This window comes from Hahella ganghwensis DSM 17046, from assembly GCF_000376785.1.
GTDB lineage: Bacteria > Pseudomonadota > Gammaproteobacteria > Pseudomonadales > Oleiphilaceae > Hahella > Hahella ganghwensis.
Map to the genome: position 1 here is coordinate 31,727 of NZ_AQXX01000091.1, position 15,167 is coordinate 46,893.

General features: G+C 50.3%; 15 protein-coding genes. 12 read left to right on the forward strand and 3 right to left on the reverse strand.

Annotated features, from left to right (window positions below):
- The first annotated feature begins 4 nt into the window (after positions 1 to 4).
- The 8 genes from F566_RS0107465 to F566_RS0107500 all read left to right on the forward strand — a co-directional run bounded on the left by F566_RS0107465 (position 5) and on the right by F566_RS0107500 (position 8,831).
- Complete coding sequence (locus F566_RS0107465; RefSeq protein ID WP_020406367.1) at positions 5 to 1,234, forward strand: type II secretion system F family protein; 1,230 nt, start codon at positions 5 to 7, stop codon at positions 1,232 to 1,234.
- A gap of 30 nt (positions 1,235 to 1,264) precedes the next feature.
- Entirely contained in the window at positions 1,265 to 1,831 is a 567-nt protein-coding gene (locus F566_RS0107470; RefSeq protein ID WP_020406368.1) for a hypothetical protein, read from the forward strand.
- Between the two features lie 87 nt (positions 1,832 to 1,918).
- Positions 1,919 to 2,398 (forward strand): pilin, encoded by a 480-nt coding sequence (locus F566_RS37905; RefSeq protein WP_020406369.1) that lies wholly within the window; start codon positions 1,919 to 1,921, stop codon positions 2,396 to 2,398.
- A gap of 10 nt (positions 2,399 to 2,408) precedes the next feature.
- The gene (locus F566_RS0107480) at positions 2,409 to 2,903 is read left to right on the forward strand and encodes a prepilin-type N-terminal cleavage/methylation domain-containing protein (protein WP_020406370.1); all 495 of its coding nucleotides are present in this window, start codon (positions 2,409 to 2,411) and stop codon (positions 2,901 to 2,903) included.
- The gene (locus F566_RS0107485) at positions 2,881 to 3,390 is read left to right on the forward strand and encodes a type IV pilus modification PilV family protein (RefSeq protein ID WP_020406371.1); all 510 of its coding nucleotides are present in this window, start codon (positions 2,881 to 2,883) and stop codon (positions 3,388 to 3,390) included. The genes F566_RS0107480 and F566_RS0107485 overlap by 23 nt, the downstream gene beginning before the upstream one ends.
- Positions 3,390 to 4,166 (forward strand): type II secretion system protein, encoded by a 777-nt coding sequence (locus F566_RS0107490; protein WP_020406372.1) that lies wholly within the window; start codon positions 3,390 to 3,392, stop codon positions 4,164 to 4,166. The genes F566_RS0107485 and F566_RS0107490 overlap by 1 nt, the downstream gene beginning before the upstream one ends.
- A complete protein-coding gene (locus tag F566_RS0107495; RefSeq protein WP_020406373.1) occupies positions 4,156 to 4,617 on the forward strand; it encodes a hypothetical protein in 462 nt (153 codons plus the stop codon). The genes F566_RS0107490 and F566_RS0107495 overlap by 11 nt, the downstream gene beginning before the upstream one ends.
- A 68-nt stretch (positions 4,618 to 4,685) precedes the next feature.
- Positions 4,686 to 8,831 carry a DUF6701 domain-containing protein gene (locus tag F566_RS0107500; protein ID WP_157496703.1) on the forward strand — a complete coding sequence of 1,382 codons (4,146 nt, stop codon included), beginning with the start codon at positions 4,686 to 4,688 and terminating at the stop codon, positions 8,829 to 8,831.
- Positions 8,832 to 8,846: 15 nt separating this feature from the next.
- Here the strand turns inward: F566_RS0107500 and F566_RS0107505 are convergent, their stop codons facing one another.
- Positions 8,847 to 10,346 carry an AAA family ATPase gene (locus F566_RS0107505; protein ID WP_020406375.1) on the reverse strand — a complete coding sequence of 500 codons (1,500 nt, stop codon included), beginning with the start codon at positions 10,344 to 10,346 and terminating at the stop codon, positions 8,847 to 8,849.
- Between the two features lie 188 nt (positions 10,347 to 10,534).
- On the opposite strand from F566_RS0107505, the gene F566_RS0107510 reads away from it, so the two are divergent.
- Both F566_RS0107510 and F566_RS0107515 read left to right on the forward strand, forming a co-directional pair.
- Positions 10,535 to 11,401 (forward strand): phosphoribulokinase, encoded by an 867-nt coding sequence (locus F566_RS0107510; RefSeq protein ID WP_020406376.1) that lies wholly within the window; start codon positions 10,535 to 10,537, stop codon positions 11,399 to 11,401.
- A gap of 155 nt (positions 11,402 to 11,556) precedes the next feature.
- Positions 11,557 to 12,102, forward strand: a complete 546-nt coding sequence (locus tag F566_RS0107515) for a hypothetical protein (RefSeq protein WP_020406377.1) — start codon at positions 11,557 to 11,559, stop codon at positions 12,100 to 12,102.
- Between the two features lie 164 nt (positions 12,103 to 12,266).
- Here F566_RS0107515 and rrtA read toward each other — a convergent pair whose 3' ends face one another.
- The gene (gene rrtA / locus F566_RS0107520; protein WP_245555179.1) at positions 12,267 to 12,806 is read right to left on the reverse strand and encodes a rhombosortase; all 540 of its coding nucleotides are present in this window, start codon (positions 12,804 to 12,806) and stop codon (positions 12,267 to 12,269) included.
- A gap of 77 nt (positions 12,807 to 12,883) precedes the next feature.
- On the reverse strand, positions 12,884 to 13,675 hold the full coding sequence (speD, locus tag F566_RS0107525; protein ID WP_020406379.1) for an adenosylmethionine decarboxylase: 792 nt from the start codon (positions 13,673 to 13,675) through the stop codon (positions 12,884 to 12,886).
- Positions 13,676 to 14,058: 383 nt separating this feature from the next.
- On the opposite strand from speD, the gene F566_RS0107530 reads away from it, so the two are divergent.
- Complete coding sequence (locus F566_RS0107530; RefSeq protein ID WP_020406380.1) at positions 14,059 to 14,856, forward strand: alpha/beta fold hydrolase; 798 nt, start codon at positions 14,059 to 14,061, stop codon at positions 14,854 to 14,856.
- A gap of 102 nt (positions 14,857 to 14,958) precedes the next feature.
- Positions 14,959 to 15,167 (forward strand): IS5/IS1182 family transposase (locus F566_RS0107535; RefSeq protein WP_020405923.1); only part of this gene is annotated, 209 nt, incomplete at its 3' end.

Here is a 15,167-nt window from a genome sequence, read left to right on the forward strand (position 1 = left end):
TTGCATGGCGCTGTTCGCGTACAAAGGCAGAGACAACAAGGGCGGATTGGTTGAAGGCTCTCTTGAAGCGGCAAGCAGGGATGTGATTGCCAATGAACTTCTGCGTCAGGGAATTACACCGACTAGCATCCAGGAGAAGGCTGCCCAGACTGATATCCTTGAATCTCTTCGAAAGCATCCTCTATTTCGTCGCCGGGTATCCCTGGATGAGTTGATTATTCTCTGTCGCCAGATGCACGCATTGAGTAGGGCTGGCATCCCCATCATTCGTGCTATTCGTGGTCTGGCTGAATCCACAAAGTCTGAAACTCTGGCGGAAGTCCTGGAAGATGTGGCAAGACGGCTGGAGGGAGGGGTAAATCTGGCAACGGCGATGCGTGCCCATCCCAAGGTATTTAATGACCTGTTTGTTTCCATGATTCTGGTTGGAGAGAACACCGGCCAGATTGAAGAGGCGTTCAAACAGTTGGCCAATAATATTGAGCTGGAAAGAGATACCCGAAAAAGAGTCAAGCAAGCGACGCGTTACCCATTGATGGTCGTTGTCGCCATTTTCGTTGCATTGCTGATAGTGAACTTCTTTGTGATACCAGCCTTTGCCAGTGTCTTTGCCAAGTTTGGATCAGATCTGCCTCTGGCAACAAAAATCCTGGTGGCTACTTCGAATTTTCTGACGACTTATGCCTGGTGGCTGGCAATTGGAGTGGTCGCTGTGTTGTATGCTTTTCTGCGATGGATCAAGACCCCGTCAGGGCGTTATCGATGGGACCGGTTTAAATTGAAGATCCCCATTATCGGCCCGTTGTTTGAGTTGGTTGCGCTGTCACGTTTCTCCCGCAACTTTTCCATGATGCTGGCAGCGGGTCTGCCTGTCACCACCGCTCTGACATTGGTGTCTGAAGCTGTGAATAACGCGTATATCGGTAGAGCTGTTGCGGAAATGCGTACCGGGGTTGAACGTGGTGATACATTGGTTCGAACGGCGCGGGCATCAGAAATGTTTTCTCCGCTGGTGATGCAGATGTTGTCTGTAGGGGAAGAAACCGGGGCTGTGGACGCTCTACTGATTGATGTCGCAAATTTCTATGATGAGGAAATCGACTTTTCGCTGAAGCGGCTGTCCGAGTCCATTGAACCAATACTGCTGGTATTTATGGGAGCAATGGTGTTGGTGTTGGCACTAGGGGTGTTCCTGCCCATGTGGAACCTGGGGGCTGCGGCGCTTGGGCGTTGAAACTCGGTTGTCTGCACCGGAGAGGGATTGATGGGACAGTTGGTTCGGTGGCTGCTGCGTGTGGAGTTATGGTTGGTCATAGGATTGATCTCGTTGCTGTTAGTGGTTTTTTTTCGCAGTTTTAATGTCACTTTCAGTTTGATTGAGGAATATAAGCCAGAGCAGGTAAAAACAGCCTTAGAAGCTTCTCTGCGGGATATTCATATTGTCTGGCTGGCAAGAGGCCGTCCTGTTGGGTCTGGCAACGAGATTCCGGTCGGACAGCAGATGATGCAGATGAATGGTCAGGGATGGCCGGTGGGTGTGGGGGCTGGAGTGCCGGTATCTGAGATAACAGATCAGTCATGCGAGGATGTTTATCGGGCATTGTTGACCGATCATATTCCCGGCGAGTTGTTGCCGGATCAGACTGGAGCTTCGTCTAAACCGGGGGTGGTAACAGCGCAAGGTGTCCAGATTCGGTCACTGGCGGTGGGAACTGTTTGTGTTTATCAGATTGGTATCGGGCAACAGGCAAGTTACTCGCTGCTATATAACTCAGCCAGTGGTGAAGTTAGAGCTGCAGGCTCTGATTCGGCTGAACAGAAGACGGAATAATCTTTCAATTTTTAACAAACGGATTTAAGCAAAGCATCTATACTTTTGATAAGTCAACGTAAATATACCCAGCTAGAGGTACTACTTGTGAAGAAACAACAATCAGGTTTTACATTGATTGAACTTGTCATGGTCATCGTGATTTTGGGAATTCTGGCAGCATTTGCTCTACCCAAGTTTGCTGACCTGACAGGAGACGCAAGGACTGCAAGTATCGAAGGACTCGCCGGGGCGCTGAAGTCTGCAGCAGCCATCGCAAGGGCTGAACAATTGGTTGAGCAGGGCGCATTGGGCGATTCTGTGACGCTGGACGGGCAGGTGGTTACGATGGTAAATGGCTATCCGACTGCCAATGCTGCCGGTATTGGTGCCGCAGCCGGTGTGGACTCAGCCGATTACTCATCTTCCGGTGGCGGAACCGCTGGGGATGTTGATCTTGTTTATACCATCAACGGGTATAGCGGCAGCAACTGCCAGGTAACCTACACTTCAGCTAATGCAGCCACAGATAACACTGCTCCGATCACAGCTCAGCCTGAATTCGTTGTTGTCACGACTGGATGCTGATTCTTGTGATATGTCGGTCAGGCAGGCAGGATTCACACTCGTAGAGCTGGTTCTGGTTCTTATCCTGACATCTGTACTGGCCGCCTCTGCCATCGGATTGTTTGCCACCAAAGATGGGTATACTGCCCGCACAACAGCCGATTTGATTCTTGCCCAAGCGCGACTTGCACAGCAGGTCGCGCTTGGGCGTAGCCTTTCCTCCAATGTCAGTTTCAGCGTATCCCGCAGTGGAGACGATCTAACCTTAGCCGTCACTCAATCGCCATACTCGTCGATCCGTGATGCCGATGTGCAAGGGGTGACCGTTAGCTGGAAAGAGTCCAGTACTGCCAGTTGTAGTGGTGGCAGTAGCAGTGATTTCACCGTTCAGTTCGACCGACGGGGAGATGCTACATCCCCCGGCGGAAATGCCGTTGATACGCTGATATGTGTGGTAGGCAACAGAACCATTCCCATCTGCATCTCATCTCTGGGATATGCCTATGAAGGCGTCTGCGAGTCCTAAAAAAGGTCACCAGCGAGGGATCACCATGGTGGAACTGGTGATTTCGATCGTCGTTCTGGGGATTGCCTTGACGGCGATTGTCCAGGCAATCAGCACTTCCATCGGGCGTGGTAGCAATATACTACTGCAGGATCGGGTGATTGAACTTTCCCAGGCTTATATGGATGAGATTCTGGGTAAACGCTTTGATGAGAATTCTCCCATCGGAGGCTACCCACCAGTAACCAATTGCTCCATCAACACAGAGGAAAGTGACCGCGACAATTTTGACGATGTGGATGACTATCATGGTCTTAGCGAAGCGCCCACCTCCCAGACAACAGCCAATTTTGCCAACTACACGGACTACAGTGTATCTATCGAAGTGAATTGCGCCGGCACAGACCTGGGGCTGGGCGACAATAAATGGGCCAAACGGATTCAACTGACAATAGGCGCTCCTAATGGCCAGTCGATGACCTTCACTGCCTACAAAGGAAATTACTGATGTTGCGTCGGCAAGGTGGTTTTACATTGACTGAACTGGTCATGGTCATTGTGATTGTCGCCATTCTTGGTGTTGGGGTGACACGCTTTATCACGGCCACAGTCGGCGGATATGTCGATACGGCAGACCGACAAAAACTGGCGACGGCCAGCTATGTTGCCTCCGAAAAAATTTCCAGGGAGCTGAGAACCGCCTTGCCGAACTCCATCAGGCTGAATGCAACCGACTCCTGCATCGAATATATCCCCATACTGGCCGGTACCTTTTACACTTCGATCCCCCTGGCATCGGCAGACAACAGTATTACGGCTGTCGGCGCAAGAGTCAGTAGTGCTGTGAGCGGCCGGGCAGCCGTTTATCCGGTAAGCGTCTCGGACCTGTACTCCCCAGCAAACACCGGCGCAATTACCGCAGCGACGGCGACGCTGCCAGTTGGCACAGATGAGATTACTATCACTTTGAGTGCGAACCATCAGTTTGATGCGGATTCTCCTGCCCGCAGGATTTATGTGGTAGATACGCCCCGAGCGTTATGCGTTGTCTCCGGGAAAATGTTTCTGTATCGGAACTACGGTTTTAACAGTAGTGTCTCTTTACCACCCTCTGGTGGCAGCAGAGCAGTGTTGCTGGATAATATCTCTACTGGCGCAAATACTTTTGACTATACCCCGGCTTCTTTGGTCCGAAATGCCGTGGTGAATTTCAGATATGCGCTCAGCAGTGGTGATGAAAACTGGCAGACTGAGCAGGAGGTACATATTCGTAATGTGCCCTGAGCATCGTAAGTTGCATGTGAGTAGCGGGTTGATCCGGTCTCAACGTCAAAGTGGCCTGGGGCTGCCTGCTGCACTATTTCTGATTGTGGTACTGGGCCTACTGGTTGTCGCGATTACCGAACTTGAGCGGACCACGGCAGAGGGCGTTTCTATCAATGTGCAGTCCGCCAGGGCGTTTTATGCTGCACAAAGTGGAGCCGAGGCTGCCCTGGTGACGCTGTTTCCTATTGACGAAGCCGATCCCTCCAATGCGGCAGCACCCACAGATTGTCCCGCCTATGGAACGATCAGTTTTAATGCAGGTAATACCGGCCTGATAGGTTGCTCAGCGGATATCAGTTGTTTTAAGGATGAAGTTTCCAGCGTTGCTTATTTCACTTTGCGCAGCACAGGTAGCTGTGGCTCGGGGGCAGAGGCAGCAACAAGAACGATTGAAGTGAGGGCCCACTGATGGTTCGGTTTGCGGGACTCATGACTCTTTTGTCAACATGGCTGTTAACACTCCTCAGTTTGGTTGTGATGACTCAGCAGGCACAGGCCGCCTATACGGTAGAAGAAATTGCGGGCACGCCATTTGATTCCACCAGTACGAATGTCACCTGGACAAATAACTCCAGCCTGACGGCGTATCCTCAAGATGATGATTTTGCGCTGGTGAATATCGGGTTTTCGTTTTACCTCGGGGAAACGGCATATACCCAGGTAAGAATCCTCTCAAACGGTGCGCTGCATTTTGGTAGCGACCAGGGATTTTATAAAGACTACACCAACGAAAGTCTGCCTATCACCAGTGATTGCTCGGGTAATTGTCCGGGTTATGAAGAACCGGCTGATCGGGTCATTCTTGGTTATTGGGATGACCTGGAACCCTCTCTTGGAGGCTCGATTACATATGATACTCTGGGGAGTGGCTCAGACCGCCGATTTGTAGCAACCTGGGATTCTGTACCCCGATATAACGGGCCCTCAACGGCCTACAGTGTCCAGATTGTGCTCTATGAAACAGGTGAAGTGTTATTTCGCTACGGTGATGACGATGCTACAGGAACCAGCGCAACCATCGGGATCGAGGTGGACGACAGTGATTTTCTAGAGTTTTCTCACAGTTCCGAGAGAGTATCGGATGCTCTGGATCTTTATTGGGTGAGGGAATTTCCGGCGATTGCCAGTGTCAGTGCCAGTTGTACGGATTTTAATACCGTAACTGTACAGTTTGATGCGGCAGTACAACCTCCCCGGGCCACTAATACCGCTAATTACAGCATCGATAACGGTATCACCATCACTTCAGCAACACTTGTAGACAGCACCACGGTGGAGCTGACGACATCTACCCTGTCTGCTGGCACGACCTACACGCTCAGTACGACCTATCCGGATCAGAACCAGAGCTTCATCCTGACAACCGGAGCGGTCAGCGGAACGATTGCGGATAACTTCAACACCAGGAGTTACAGTAACAACAGCGGGGATCTGAGTTGGGGGGGAAACTGGCAGGAGGAGAATGATTACGGCAGTTACAGTAGTGGTGATATTCTGATCAGTGGTAGCCGTCTGCTCTTTGATGATGACGATGGAGACGGGCCGTCTATCTATCGCACTGTTGACCTTTCTCCCTATGACAGCGTTACACTGACATTCGATTATTACACTCAGGGGTCACTCGAAAGTAATGACCGTTTTGCCGTGCAGGTATCCACTAACGGTGGAGTCAGCTATACCACTGTGGCCAGTTACTCCAATGATACCAGTGGCTCTGAGAGCATCAATCTGACCTCCTATATCTCCTCTTCCACTCGAATTCGGTTTATCGTTACTGACGGTTATGGCGGTAGTGGCGAGTTCATGAATATCGATAATGTCGCCATCGATGTGTCTGGGGCGGGAGCCGCTTGTGTCAATCCGCTGGTTGGCTTGTGGCGTATGGAATCAGGCCCCTGGGACGGGACTTCCGGGGAGGTTCTGGACAGTTCTGGTAATGGTCTGAACGGACGTACTGTCGGCGGGGCTTCTTCGTTGGGTACCTCTCCAGCGATAGCCGGTGATCCCGGGACCTGTGACTACGCAAACTTCAACGGCAGTACCCAGTATCTCGAAGTGGCGGATGATGATCTGCTGGACCTCAGTGATGAGTTGACCATCACTGCCTGGGTGTATCCCAATGCGCTACCGGGTAGTGGGCTGATGAGTATCCTGTCGAAAGATGAGAACTACGAATTTCATATCACCCCTGGTGGTGAGATCAACTGGTGGTGGAATGATGACAGTGGCACCACCAGAGAGTTTGACAGTGTGGGGGCGAATATCACACCGGATAACTGGTATCACATAGCAGTATCCTACACTTCCGGCTCCCAGGTCATTTACGTTAATGGTGTACAACGTGCCACGCGGACTTATACCGGCACCCTGAGAACCAATAGCGACCCACTTCAGATCGGGCAGGACCAGGTATTCCCTGGTCGTTATTTCAATGGCCGCATTGATGAAGTCAGAATATACAACAGTGCGCTGGACAGCACCGAAATCAATGATCTCTATGCGGAAACCCATGACTGCCCGAGCTGTACCCTGGGGGGCTTTGCTATTTCTCAGCCATCCTATGGTCTGGCTTGTCCGGATACTCGGGCCGAAATCGAGATTCGGGCCATGTGTGATGATGGAGTGACCACACATACAACCTATGCCGGTATTGTCGATCTGAGTTCCAACGAAAACAGTCTTAGCGAGTTCTATTCGGTCTCCAGTGGTGGGAGCGAAATCAGCAGCATCACCTTTGATGGATCAGAAAACGGTGACCAGAATGTTTACCTGTACCACAAGAATGAAAACCCGAATGTCGAAGTCACTGCGACCGACAGAGCAACTGGAGTCGATGGCACAGCAGCATCTGGTACGGATTTTCGCAGTTCCGGTTTCAGCGTGACATCTTCAGCTGATAACTTTGCCTGCGGCAACTCCGTAACACTGACTGTAAGGGCTGTGGGGCAGGATCCAGATGGCGGAGCATCCTGTACAACATTAAGCGGATTTGATGGTTCTAAGAATCTGAAAGCATGGTATGAGGTGAATGTTCATCCGACAGAATCTCCGGGAGAGGCGGACACGGTCTCCACTTCCATGGTGATTGGCGGTAACAGCATCAGTGCTCAGGATAAACCCAGTGCCGATGGCCTCACTCTGGACTTTAATAGTGGCGTCGCGACAGCATCGTTAGCTTATGCGGATAGCGGTGAGATTCTTGGTGTGAATTTTATACATGACGAAGCTCCCTACGATGGTTCTGTTACAGGTCTGGGAGAGCTGGAGGGCTCAACATCCAGTATAATTATCGCTAAGCCTCAGCGGCTGAGTGTGAGTGTTAACACTGTCGATTCAGATTGTGCAAGTGGTGATGCTACCTGCACGAAGTTTGTTCCAGCGGGTGATGCGTTCTCCATGACAGTCGCTGCGGTGTGTACAGATGCCAGTGTGGCGGAGAGTTATCTGGGAACGGTTGATCTGAATCATAGTCTGTCAGCCCCTGTCGGAGGTGCCAGTGGGATTCTTTCTATACAGCAACCTGAAATTGTCAGTAGTGATAATGGATCCAAAACCATCACCGATCAGAAGTATGATGAAGTGGGGGTGATTACATTGCAGGCGTTACCTGTGAGTGATTACTTTGGGCAAACCGTTGGTAGTTCTTCAATAGTAACGGTGGGGCGTTTTTACCCCGCTTATTTGGGTATCACCGCCAATGTGCCTGAATTTGAACCACCCCATACCTGCGGGTTCACCTATCAGGATCAAGCGTTTGGTTATCTTATTGCACCTGAGTTGACCATTACGGCATATAACCGCAATGGTGGAATAACCTCTAATTATGACAGCAGTTTTTTCAAACTGACTGATCCTGCGCTGAGCTATGTAAATAACAACGCGACGGACCGTCCATCTGAATGGGATGAAGATACCAGTGGACGAGTCTATAGCTTTAAGTCGGGGACTCCATTCGATGGTGTGAGGGAGCTGGAAATCAACGGAGATATGTTTACCCACCAAAAAACCAACATGACTCCCGCGAGTCAGGACGACCCCTTTGAAGCAAGTGTTGATATTTCGTTTTCTGCTATAGCGCTAACGGATTCCGACGGGGTCTGTTATCAGTCTGGACCAAATACAGGAACCTGCCTGCCGCTCACCATATCCAATGTCGGAGGCACACAAATTCGCTACGGACGCCTGAGAATGGAAAACGCCTTCGGCCCCGAAACTGATCCCCTGACAGCCCCTATGCAAGTGGAATATTGGGATGGCGATAATTTTGTGGTGAATGATGCAGATGACTGCACAACCTATACTACGGATAACACCTGGATCACTATGCAGAACTACACCGATAATCTGGATGATGGTGAAACCAAATTGGAAATTGATGGTAGTTCAGGAACCACAGAAGGATTTGTCAAAGGTGGTTTCGATTACGGGAACAGCAAACACCTGTACCTGACGGCACCTGGTCTTGGCAATGACGGAAGTGTGGAGCTGGCGCCTTCTGTCGATGTGTGGCTCCAGTACGACTGGGATGGTGATGGTAATCTCGATAATCCCACCTCCCGCGCAACTTTCGGTCAGTATCGTGGACATGACCGGATTATCTATTGGCGGGAAGTGGTGAATTGATACTGAGTCTGTTTGTCAGGCCTTAACACACCGATCTTCAGCCCAGCTTCGCAGTGCGTCCATATCTTCAGATCTGACGACGGATAAGGGTTGGGTTTTATATAATTCATCCAGAATTAACTGGGTCGAGAGTGGTTCTCCCTGAGCCGATGCGGAGTAAAGCGCTGAGACAATCGCCTGCTCAATTTCAGCCCCTGAGAACCCCTCTGAACTCTCTGCCAGTAAAAAGCAGTCAAATTCCTTGGGATCCTGGCTGCGTTTCTGTAGATGAATATTAAAGATCAGATTTCTGACCGCAGCATCGGGCAGGTCGACAAAGAAGATTTCATCCATCCGGCCTTTGCGGATCAGTTCCGGAGGCAGGTCGCGGATGTTGTTGGCGGTAGCCACCAGAAATACTGGATGTGAATTTTCGGCCATCCAGGTCAATAAAGTACCGAGTACACGCTTGGATACCCCTTGATCATTAGTGCCCTGACCAATACCTTTCTCGATCTCATCAATCCACAACACACAGGGTGACATCAGTTCTGCCAGTTGCAGAGATTCCCGCATATTGCGTTCGGTTTCGCCGAAAAACTTGTTGTAAAGGGCGCCCATGTCCAGACGCAGCAATGGAATGTTCCACATTCCGGCAACTGCTTTCGCAGCGAGACTTTTACCTCCTCCCTGTATCCCAAGCAGCAGAATTCCCTTGGGCGGATCCAGTTGAGGGGAGCCTGATGAGGTGTCGCCCTTGCCGTCGATAAAGGCATGGCGTCTTTGTTTGAGCCATTTCTTCAGACCCTCCAGACCACCGACATCGGTAAATTTGGCTGTATCGTATTCGAAGCTGAGAACTCCCTCCATATCCATGAGCTCAAACTTGGCTTTGTTGATTTCAGGGATATCCGATTGGGTAATGGCGCCGTCATCAAAGATGGCTCCCCTGGCAAGGCGTCGCGCTTCCTCAAAGCTGACACCGGACAGGTTGCGCACAATCTGTTGCAGTGTTTTGTTGTCGGTTTTCACTTTCTGGTGGTAGTTCTGTTCTGACCAGCGCTGAGCTTCATCCCGGATAATATTCATCAACTGATCCAAATCCGGTAGACGCATCCTGAAATTGGCACTGTAATTTTTTAATTCAGGGGGAATATTGACGGAATGACTTAACAGAACGACCGTATGTCCGTTACTGCGATGCCCGATGGCAATATCCTTGAGCAGGCGAATATGTTTGGGGTCATCATCCAGGTATGGGTGGAAATCACAAAGCACGAAAATGCTGGCTGTGCTGGAGCGCTTGATATGTTCGAGAGCTTTGGTGGGGTCTTCCAGTTTATTTTCCGGCATCAGTTCCAGGCCAAAGCCCAGACGCCTTAGTCCATCTGTGACAGTCCACTGAAACAACGGCAGATTGCGTTTAAGCGCAAGACGCCTCAGGGTGTCCAAGGTACGGGATTCTTCATGGCTCTGTATGGTGATCAACGGAATTCGCGAATCAATCATCAGTCCAAGGTCATGGACTTCGGGCATAATATTTCCTTCACTTGCCTGTCATAACGTTAATGCAAACGTACCCATTTCGGGGATATTTGCCTATATAAGCCTAATTGAGAGAGTTTATCTAAAAATGGAGTCTTATGCCCATTTCGTAAAAGCTCTCAGGCCAAAAAAATATTTCGACATGCTATAGTGAGAAGCTCGAAAAGGAATAGCTGATTATGTCGACGCGTCACCCCATTATTGCCCTGACGGGGTCATCCGGAGCAGGAACCACGACTTCCGGTTTGGCCATGCAAAAGATTTTTAAGGAAGAGAAGATCCGTGCGGCTGTTGTTGAAGGGGATAGTTACCACCGTTATACCCGGGATCAGATGGCCGCACTGGCGAGTGAAGGGAAATATGGTCACTGGAACCATTTTTCGCCGGCAGCCAATTACGTGGATAAGCTGGAAGCTCTGTTTGCGGACTATGCCGCCAGTGGAAGCGGTCGTTACCGACATTATGTTCATGACGAAGATATGCCATTGTTGAAACAAGGGTACCAGCCAGGGACGTTCACGCCCTGGCGGGATTTACCGTCTGATACTGATTGCCTCTTTTATGAAGGTCTGCACGGAGGTCTCAAAGTCGGTCAGTACAATGTGGTGCGTCATGTCGACCTGTTGATTGGCGTCGCCCCGATTGTGAACCTGGAGTGGATTCAGAAGATTTATCGCGACACTCATGTCCGGGGCTGCAGTAAGGAAGCGGTGGTCTCCACCATCCTGAACCGGATGGAGGACTACGTGCGCTATATTGTGCCCCAGTTTGCCCGAACAGATATCAACTTTCAGAGAGTTCCCACAGTCGATACCTCTGATCCTTTTATCATGCAGGATATTCCTTCCGAAGATGAAAGCATGGTAGTGATCCGCTTCAAGCACTATCAGGAGGTAGACTTCCCTTATCTGATCAATATGATTCCTGATGCTTTTATTTCCCGCTACGACACTATTGTGATTCCTGGCAACAAGCTGACGCTTGCCATGGATTTTATTGTCCGCCCCAGGGTCATTGATCTGGTTGAGGCCGGCCGCAAAGTTTAAGTCTGCAAAGTATAAGACGGTACAAAAAACAAACGTAAAGAGTTCTCTCTCGCCACGGTCATGTCACTGTAATTGTCACCGGAATGTCACGGGGCTGTCATAACCGGAGTTTAGGTTGTGGTTTCGACAATAACAGGCAATGCAGGAGATATACCGTGCATTTAGCAAATATTATCCTGGTGGCGGGATTGGGGTTGGCCACAGTTGGGTGTTCCTCAATGCAGGGAGCCCAGGAAAAACAGGAAATGGCCGAATATTCCATGGCATCACTTTATGAGGCTCACGCGAATGGCCGTATCTATGTGTTCTATGATCAGGATTTATATGCAGACTTTCTGAAATCCGGTCACACACCCTACATGTATACCCAGATAGGCGCAGGTCCCAAGGGGGAAACTGTCGTTTATGCCCTGACCAGCGAAGACAAGAAAAAGCGCGAGGGGATTCCCAGCGTTGACATGCTGGCAGGTAAGCTGGTGCCGGAGCCATTCTACGGTGAAACCATTTCTGATGGTCGGATCTACGTGTTTTCTTCTCTGGAAATGATGAATGATTTCCGTAAAACCGGTGAGGCCACCTATCGGTTTACCGATATTGGTTCCGGGCCTAATGGTGAGACAGTGGTCTATGTGCTGTCGAAAGCAGACAGCAAGAAAAAGCCGGATGCCATAATCCAGATGTTCAGGAAAGCGCATTCTTGAGGTATGTGGCAGATTAACTCGTCACAACTCTGGTGATCGGCAGAAGAGCTCTGTAAATCAGGCACAAGAATGTGCCTGTGGAGCTAAGCAGAGCTTTTCTGTGTCGGGCGTTCCGTCTGTTGCAGACAGATCCTCTTTGACAACCATGGTATTGCGGCAGGGGATTAGCGGAAGGCCTTCATAATTCGGGCTCCCAATAATATCAGGATGCCGCCTGCAGCCCCCAGCAGGTGAGCCTGCTCAGCCACGGGGCCACCAATCATCCGAGCAATCTGGCTTTCGTCATAGTAGGGGGATTGTTCCCACGCCACCTTGGCGATAACGCCGCCAATGACGACCCATCTTACCCAATCAGGATAACGCGCACTCCAGGCCGCACCGACCAGAACCATGCCGTGCAGTACACCGGACAGCCCATAGTAATAACGCAAGCCGGGATAAAAGTAGTAGAGTCCCGCTGAAATCATGATGCATAGGAGAATCGTGACGATCGGGAGCCGCCAGCGGTAAAGACCACTTTCAAAGGCATCGATTATGAGATAAGTGGCGACGGCATTCATCAGCAGATGAGGCAGGCTCAAATGTACGAAGTGACCGGTAATCGCTGGCCATAGCACACCCCGGCTAAGAGCGGGACGTGAATACGCCAGACCGAGATTGAACCATTCGGCTATGAAGTAAATGCAAACAAGAAGGGCTGCCATCAGCAGCCCCGTTCGACTTAAGGAAATATTGATCCTTTGCATATCCTGTCTTTCGTCAGTGAGTTGATGACAATTGATCAGGGCATATTACGTGAATAGAAAATTTCCAGCATTTCTTTTTGTAACCGGTCCTGAATATCCTTGCATTCTTCCGCAGACAGATTGCTGGGGTTTTCTGCAAAAAGATAGTTATCCAAGTTGAACTCTTTCAGGATCATCTTGGTATGAAAGAGGTTTTCTTGGTACACGTTGACGTCAATCATCTGATATGCCTCCTGAGTGTCTTCACTCAGGTAGTTCTGGATGGAATTGATGTCGTGGTCAATATAAAGCTTGGTGCCGTCCTCATGCCGGGTAAACCCACGTACCCGGTAGTCCACGGTGACGATATCCGAGTCAAAGCTGTGAATCAGGTAGTTCAGAGCTTTCAGGGGGGAAATCAGGCCACAGGTGGATACGTCGATATCCGCACGGAAAGTACTGATGCCGTTATCCGGATGGCTCTCCGGATAGGTGTGAACCGTGACATGGCTTTTGTCCAGATGGGCAACAATGGTATCCGGCAGCGGACCGGGAGACTCTTCGTCAGAACCGGCAGGAGGTGGGACCTCATGTTCAGCAATCAGCATGGTAACGCTGGCGCCGTGTGGATCATAGTCCTGGCGGGAGACATTGAGGATATGGGCCCCAATTATCTCTACCACATCGGTCAGGATCTGTGTGAGGCGTTCGGCGTTATATTGTTCGTCTATATAGGCGATATATTCCTGCTTGGCCTTTTCAGACTTCGCATAACAAATATCGTAAATATTGAAACTGAGTGATTTGGTCAGGTTATTAAACCCGTGGAGTTTGAGCTTATCAGACATCTCAGACCCTCTATAACAGACGATAAAAATAAAGCCGACAGGGTCGACTGGTTCACCGCAAATGCATTTGTAAGTTGCGCTTCAAATGAGCGACAGGCCCTTACCCCTATTGCGAAAGGTCGCATATTATGCAGACAACAAGCCCTCTTGGATAGCAAAAATTGAACGCTTGTCAAAATTCGCTTTTGTTAGTCTTCTGCATCAAATTTAACCACCAAGTTTGACATGATCATGAACAGTTTCAACCATAAATGAACGAAAATTCTGATCTGGCTGATTTTCCCGGTGAACTATACTTTAAAGGTATACCGAAGCTGACAGATAGGTATACCAACGTTGAAAGACAGATATACCGACGCTGAAGCAGTTGAGGGGGTGACCCAATGCCGTACGCGAGTTCCGGTAAAGTCAGGATTTTCTATGAAACCCGAGGCCAGGGGATGCCGTTGCTGATGATCATGGGGTGGCTTGCGAATCGGGTATGGTGGCCAGAATCGCTGCTGGCCAGTTTGGAGCCTCATGTACAGATGATCCTGGTGGATAACCGCGGGGCAGGGAACTCCAGTGATACGGCAGGGATCTATACCATGGCGGATCTTGCGCAGGATGCTATGGCCGTATTGGATGACCTGGGCCTTGAGAAAGCCCATGTGCTCGGTGTATCCATGGGGGGCATGGTGGCTCAGGAAATCGCACTGCGGTATTCCGAGAGGGTCAGGCATCTCATCCTGTTGTCCACATCTGCCAGCCCGATATCCCTCAGGCACATTACGCGCAGTCAGCAGCAGTTCTGGCTGAAAAGCCTGCTCAGACGTGACCGCTCGCTAAAGGAGAGGCAACTGGATCTGATGTTTTCCAGGGAGGAGGATGAATCCCTGAGTTCTGATATTGAGACCTTTGCCCGTCGAATCGCTTCCCTGCCTAATCCCAAAGTCACCCACTTAAAACAATATCTGGCGATTATGGGCTTTAACAGCCGGAGCCGGCTGGCGCAACTGGCTTGTCCAACGCTGGTAGCAACGGGAACGAACGACATGATTCTGTCCCACCATCATTCTCATGATCTTTATCGGCATATCCCCAATGCCCAGCTTTATGAAGTACCGGACGGCAGTCATGCCATGCTTGGCGCAGGAGATGAGCTGGCGCGGACCTTTGTGGAATTCATGGGCCTCCGGTAGTTCTGCTCCTTGTAACACAGGAGTTCTCTATCTAGGGAGGCTCTGAATAACTCCCCAAATCAGTCATAATACGGCCAACTTCACTCATCAGGAATACTATCCATGGATCAGATGACTTTCTCCGAAGCTGAATACCAGAATAAGAAGCGTAAGACCCGCCGGGAAATCTTTCTGGAGCGAATGGATAAGCTGATCCCATGGAAACGCATGGAAAAGAAGATCGCCCGCTATTACCCCAAGGGCGAGAACGGCCGCCCTCCGTATCCGTTATCCACCATGCTTCGTGTCCACTGCATGCAGCTATTTTATAA

Coding starts and splice junctions, on each gene's coding strand:
- F566_RS0107465 (WP_020406367.1), top strand. CDS start 5: ATGGCGCTGTTCGCGTACAAAGGCAGAGACAACAAGGGCGGATTGGTT.
- F566_RS0107470 (WP_020406368.1), top strand. CDS start 1,265: ATGGGACAGTTGGTTCGGTGGCTGCTGCGTGTGGAGTTATGGTTGGTC.
- F566_RS0107480 (WP_020406370.1), top strand. CDS start 2,409: ATGTCGGTCAGGCAGGCAGGATTCACACTCGTAGAGCTGGTTCTGGTT.
- F566_RS0107485 (WP_020406371.1), top strand. CDS start 2,881: ATGAAGGCGTCTGCGAGTCCTAAAAAAGGTCACCAGCGAGGGATCACC.
- F566_RS0107490 (WP_020406372.1), top strand. CDS start 3,390: ATGTTGCGTCGGCAAGGTGGTTTTACATTGACTGAACTGGTCATGGTC.
- F566_RS0107495 (WP_020406373.1), top strand. CDS start 4,156: ATGTGCCCTGAGCATCGTAAGTTGCATGTGAGTAGCGGGTTGATCCGG.
- F566_RS0107500 (WP_157496703.1), top strand. CDS start 4,686: ATGACTCAGCAGGCACAGGCCGCCTATACGGTAGAAGAAATTGCGGGC.
- F566_RS0107505 (WP_020406375.1), bottom strand. CDS start 10,346: ATGCCCGAAGTCCATGACCTTGGACTGATGATTGATTCGCGAATTCCG.
- F566_RS0107510 (WP_020406376.1), top strand. CDS start 10,535: ATGTCGACGCGTCACCCCATTATTGCCCTGACGGGGTCATCCGGAGCA.
- rrtA (WP_245555179.1), bottom strand. CDS start 12,806: ATGGCAGCCCTTCTTGTTTGCATTTACTTCATAGCCGAATGGTTCAAT.
- speD (WP_020406379.1), bottom strand. CDS start 13,675: ATGTCTGATAAGCTCAAACTCCACGGGTTTAATAACCTGACCAAATCA.
- F566_RS0107530 (WP_020406380.1), top strand. CDS start 14,059: ATGCCGTACGCGAGTTCCGGTAAAGTCAGGATTTTCTATGAAACCCGA.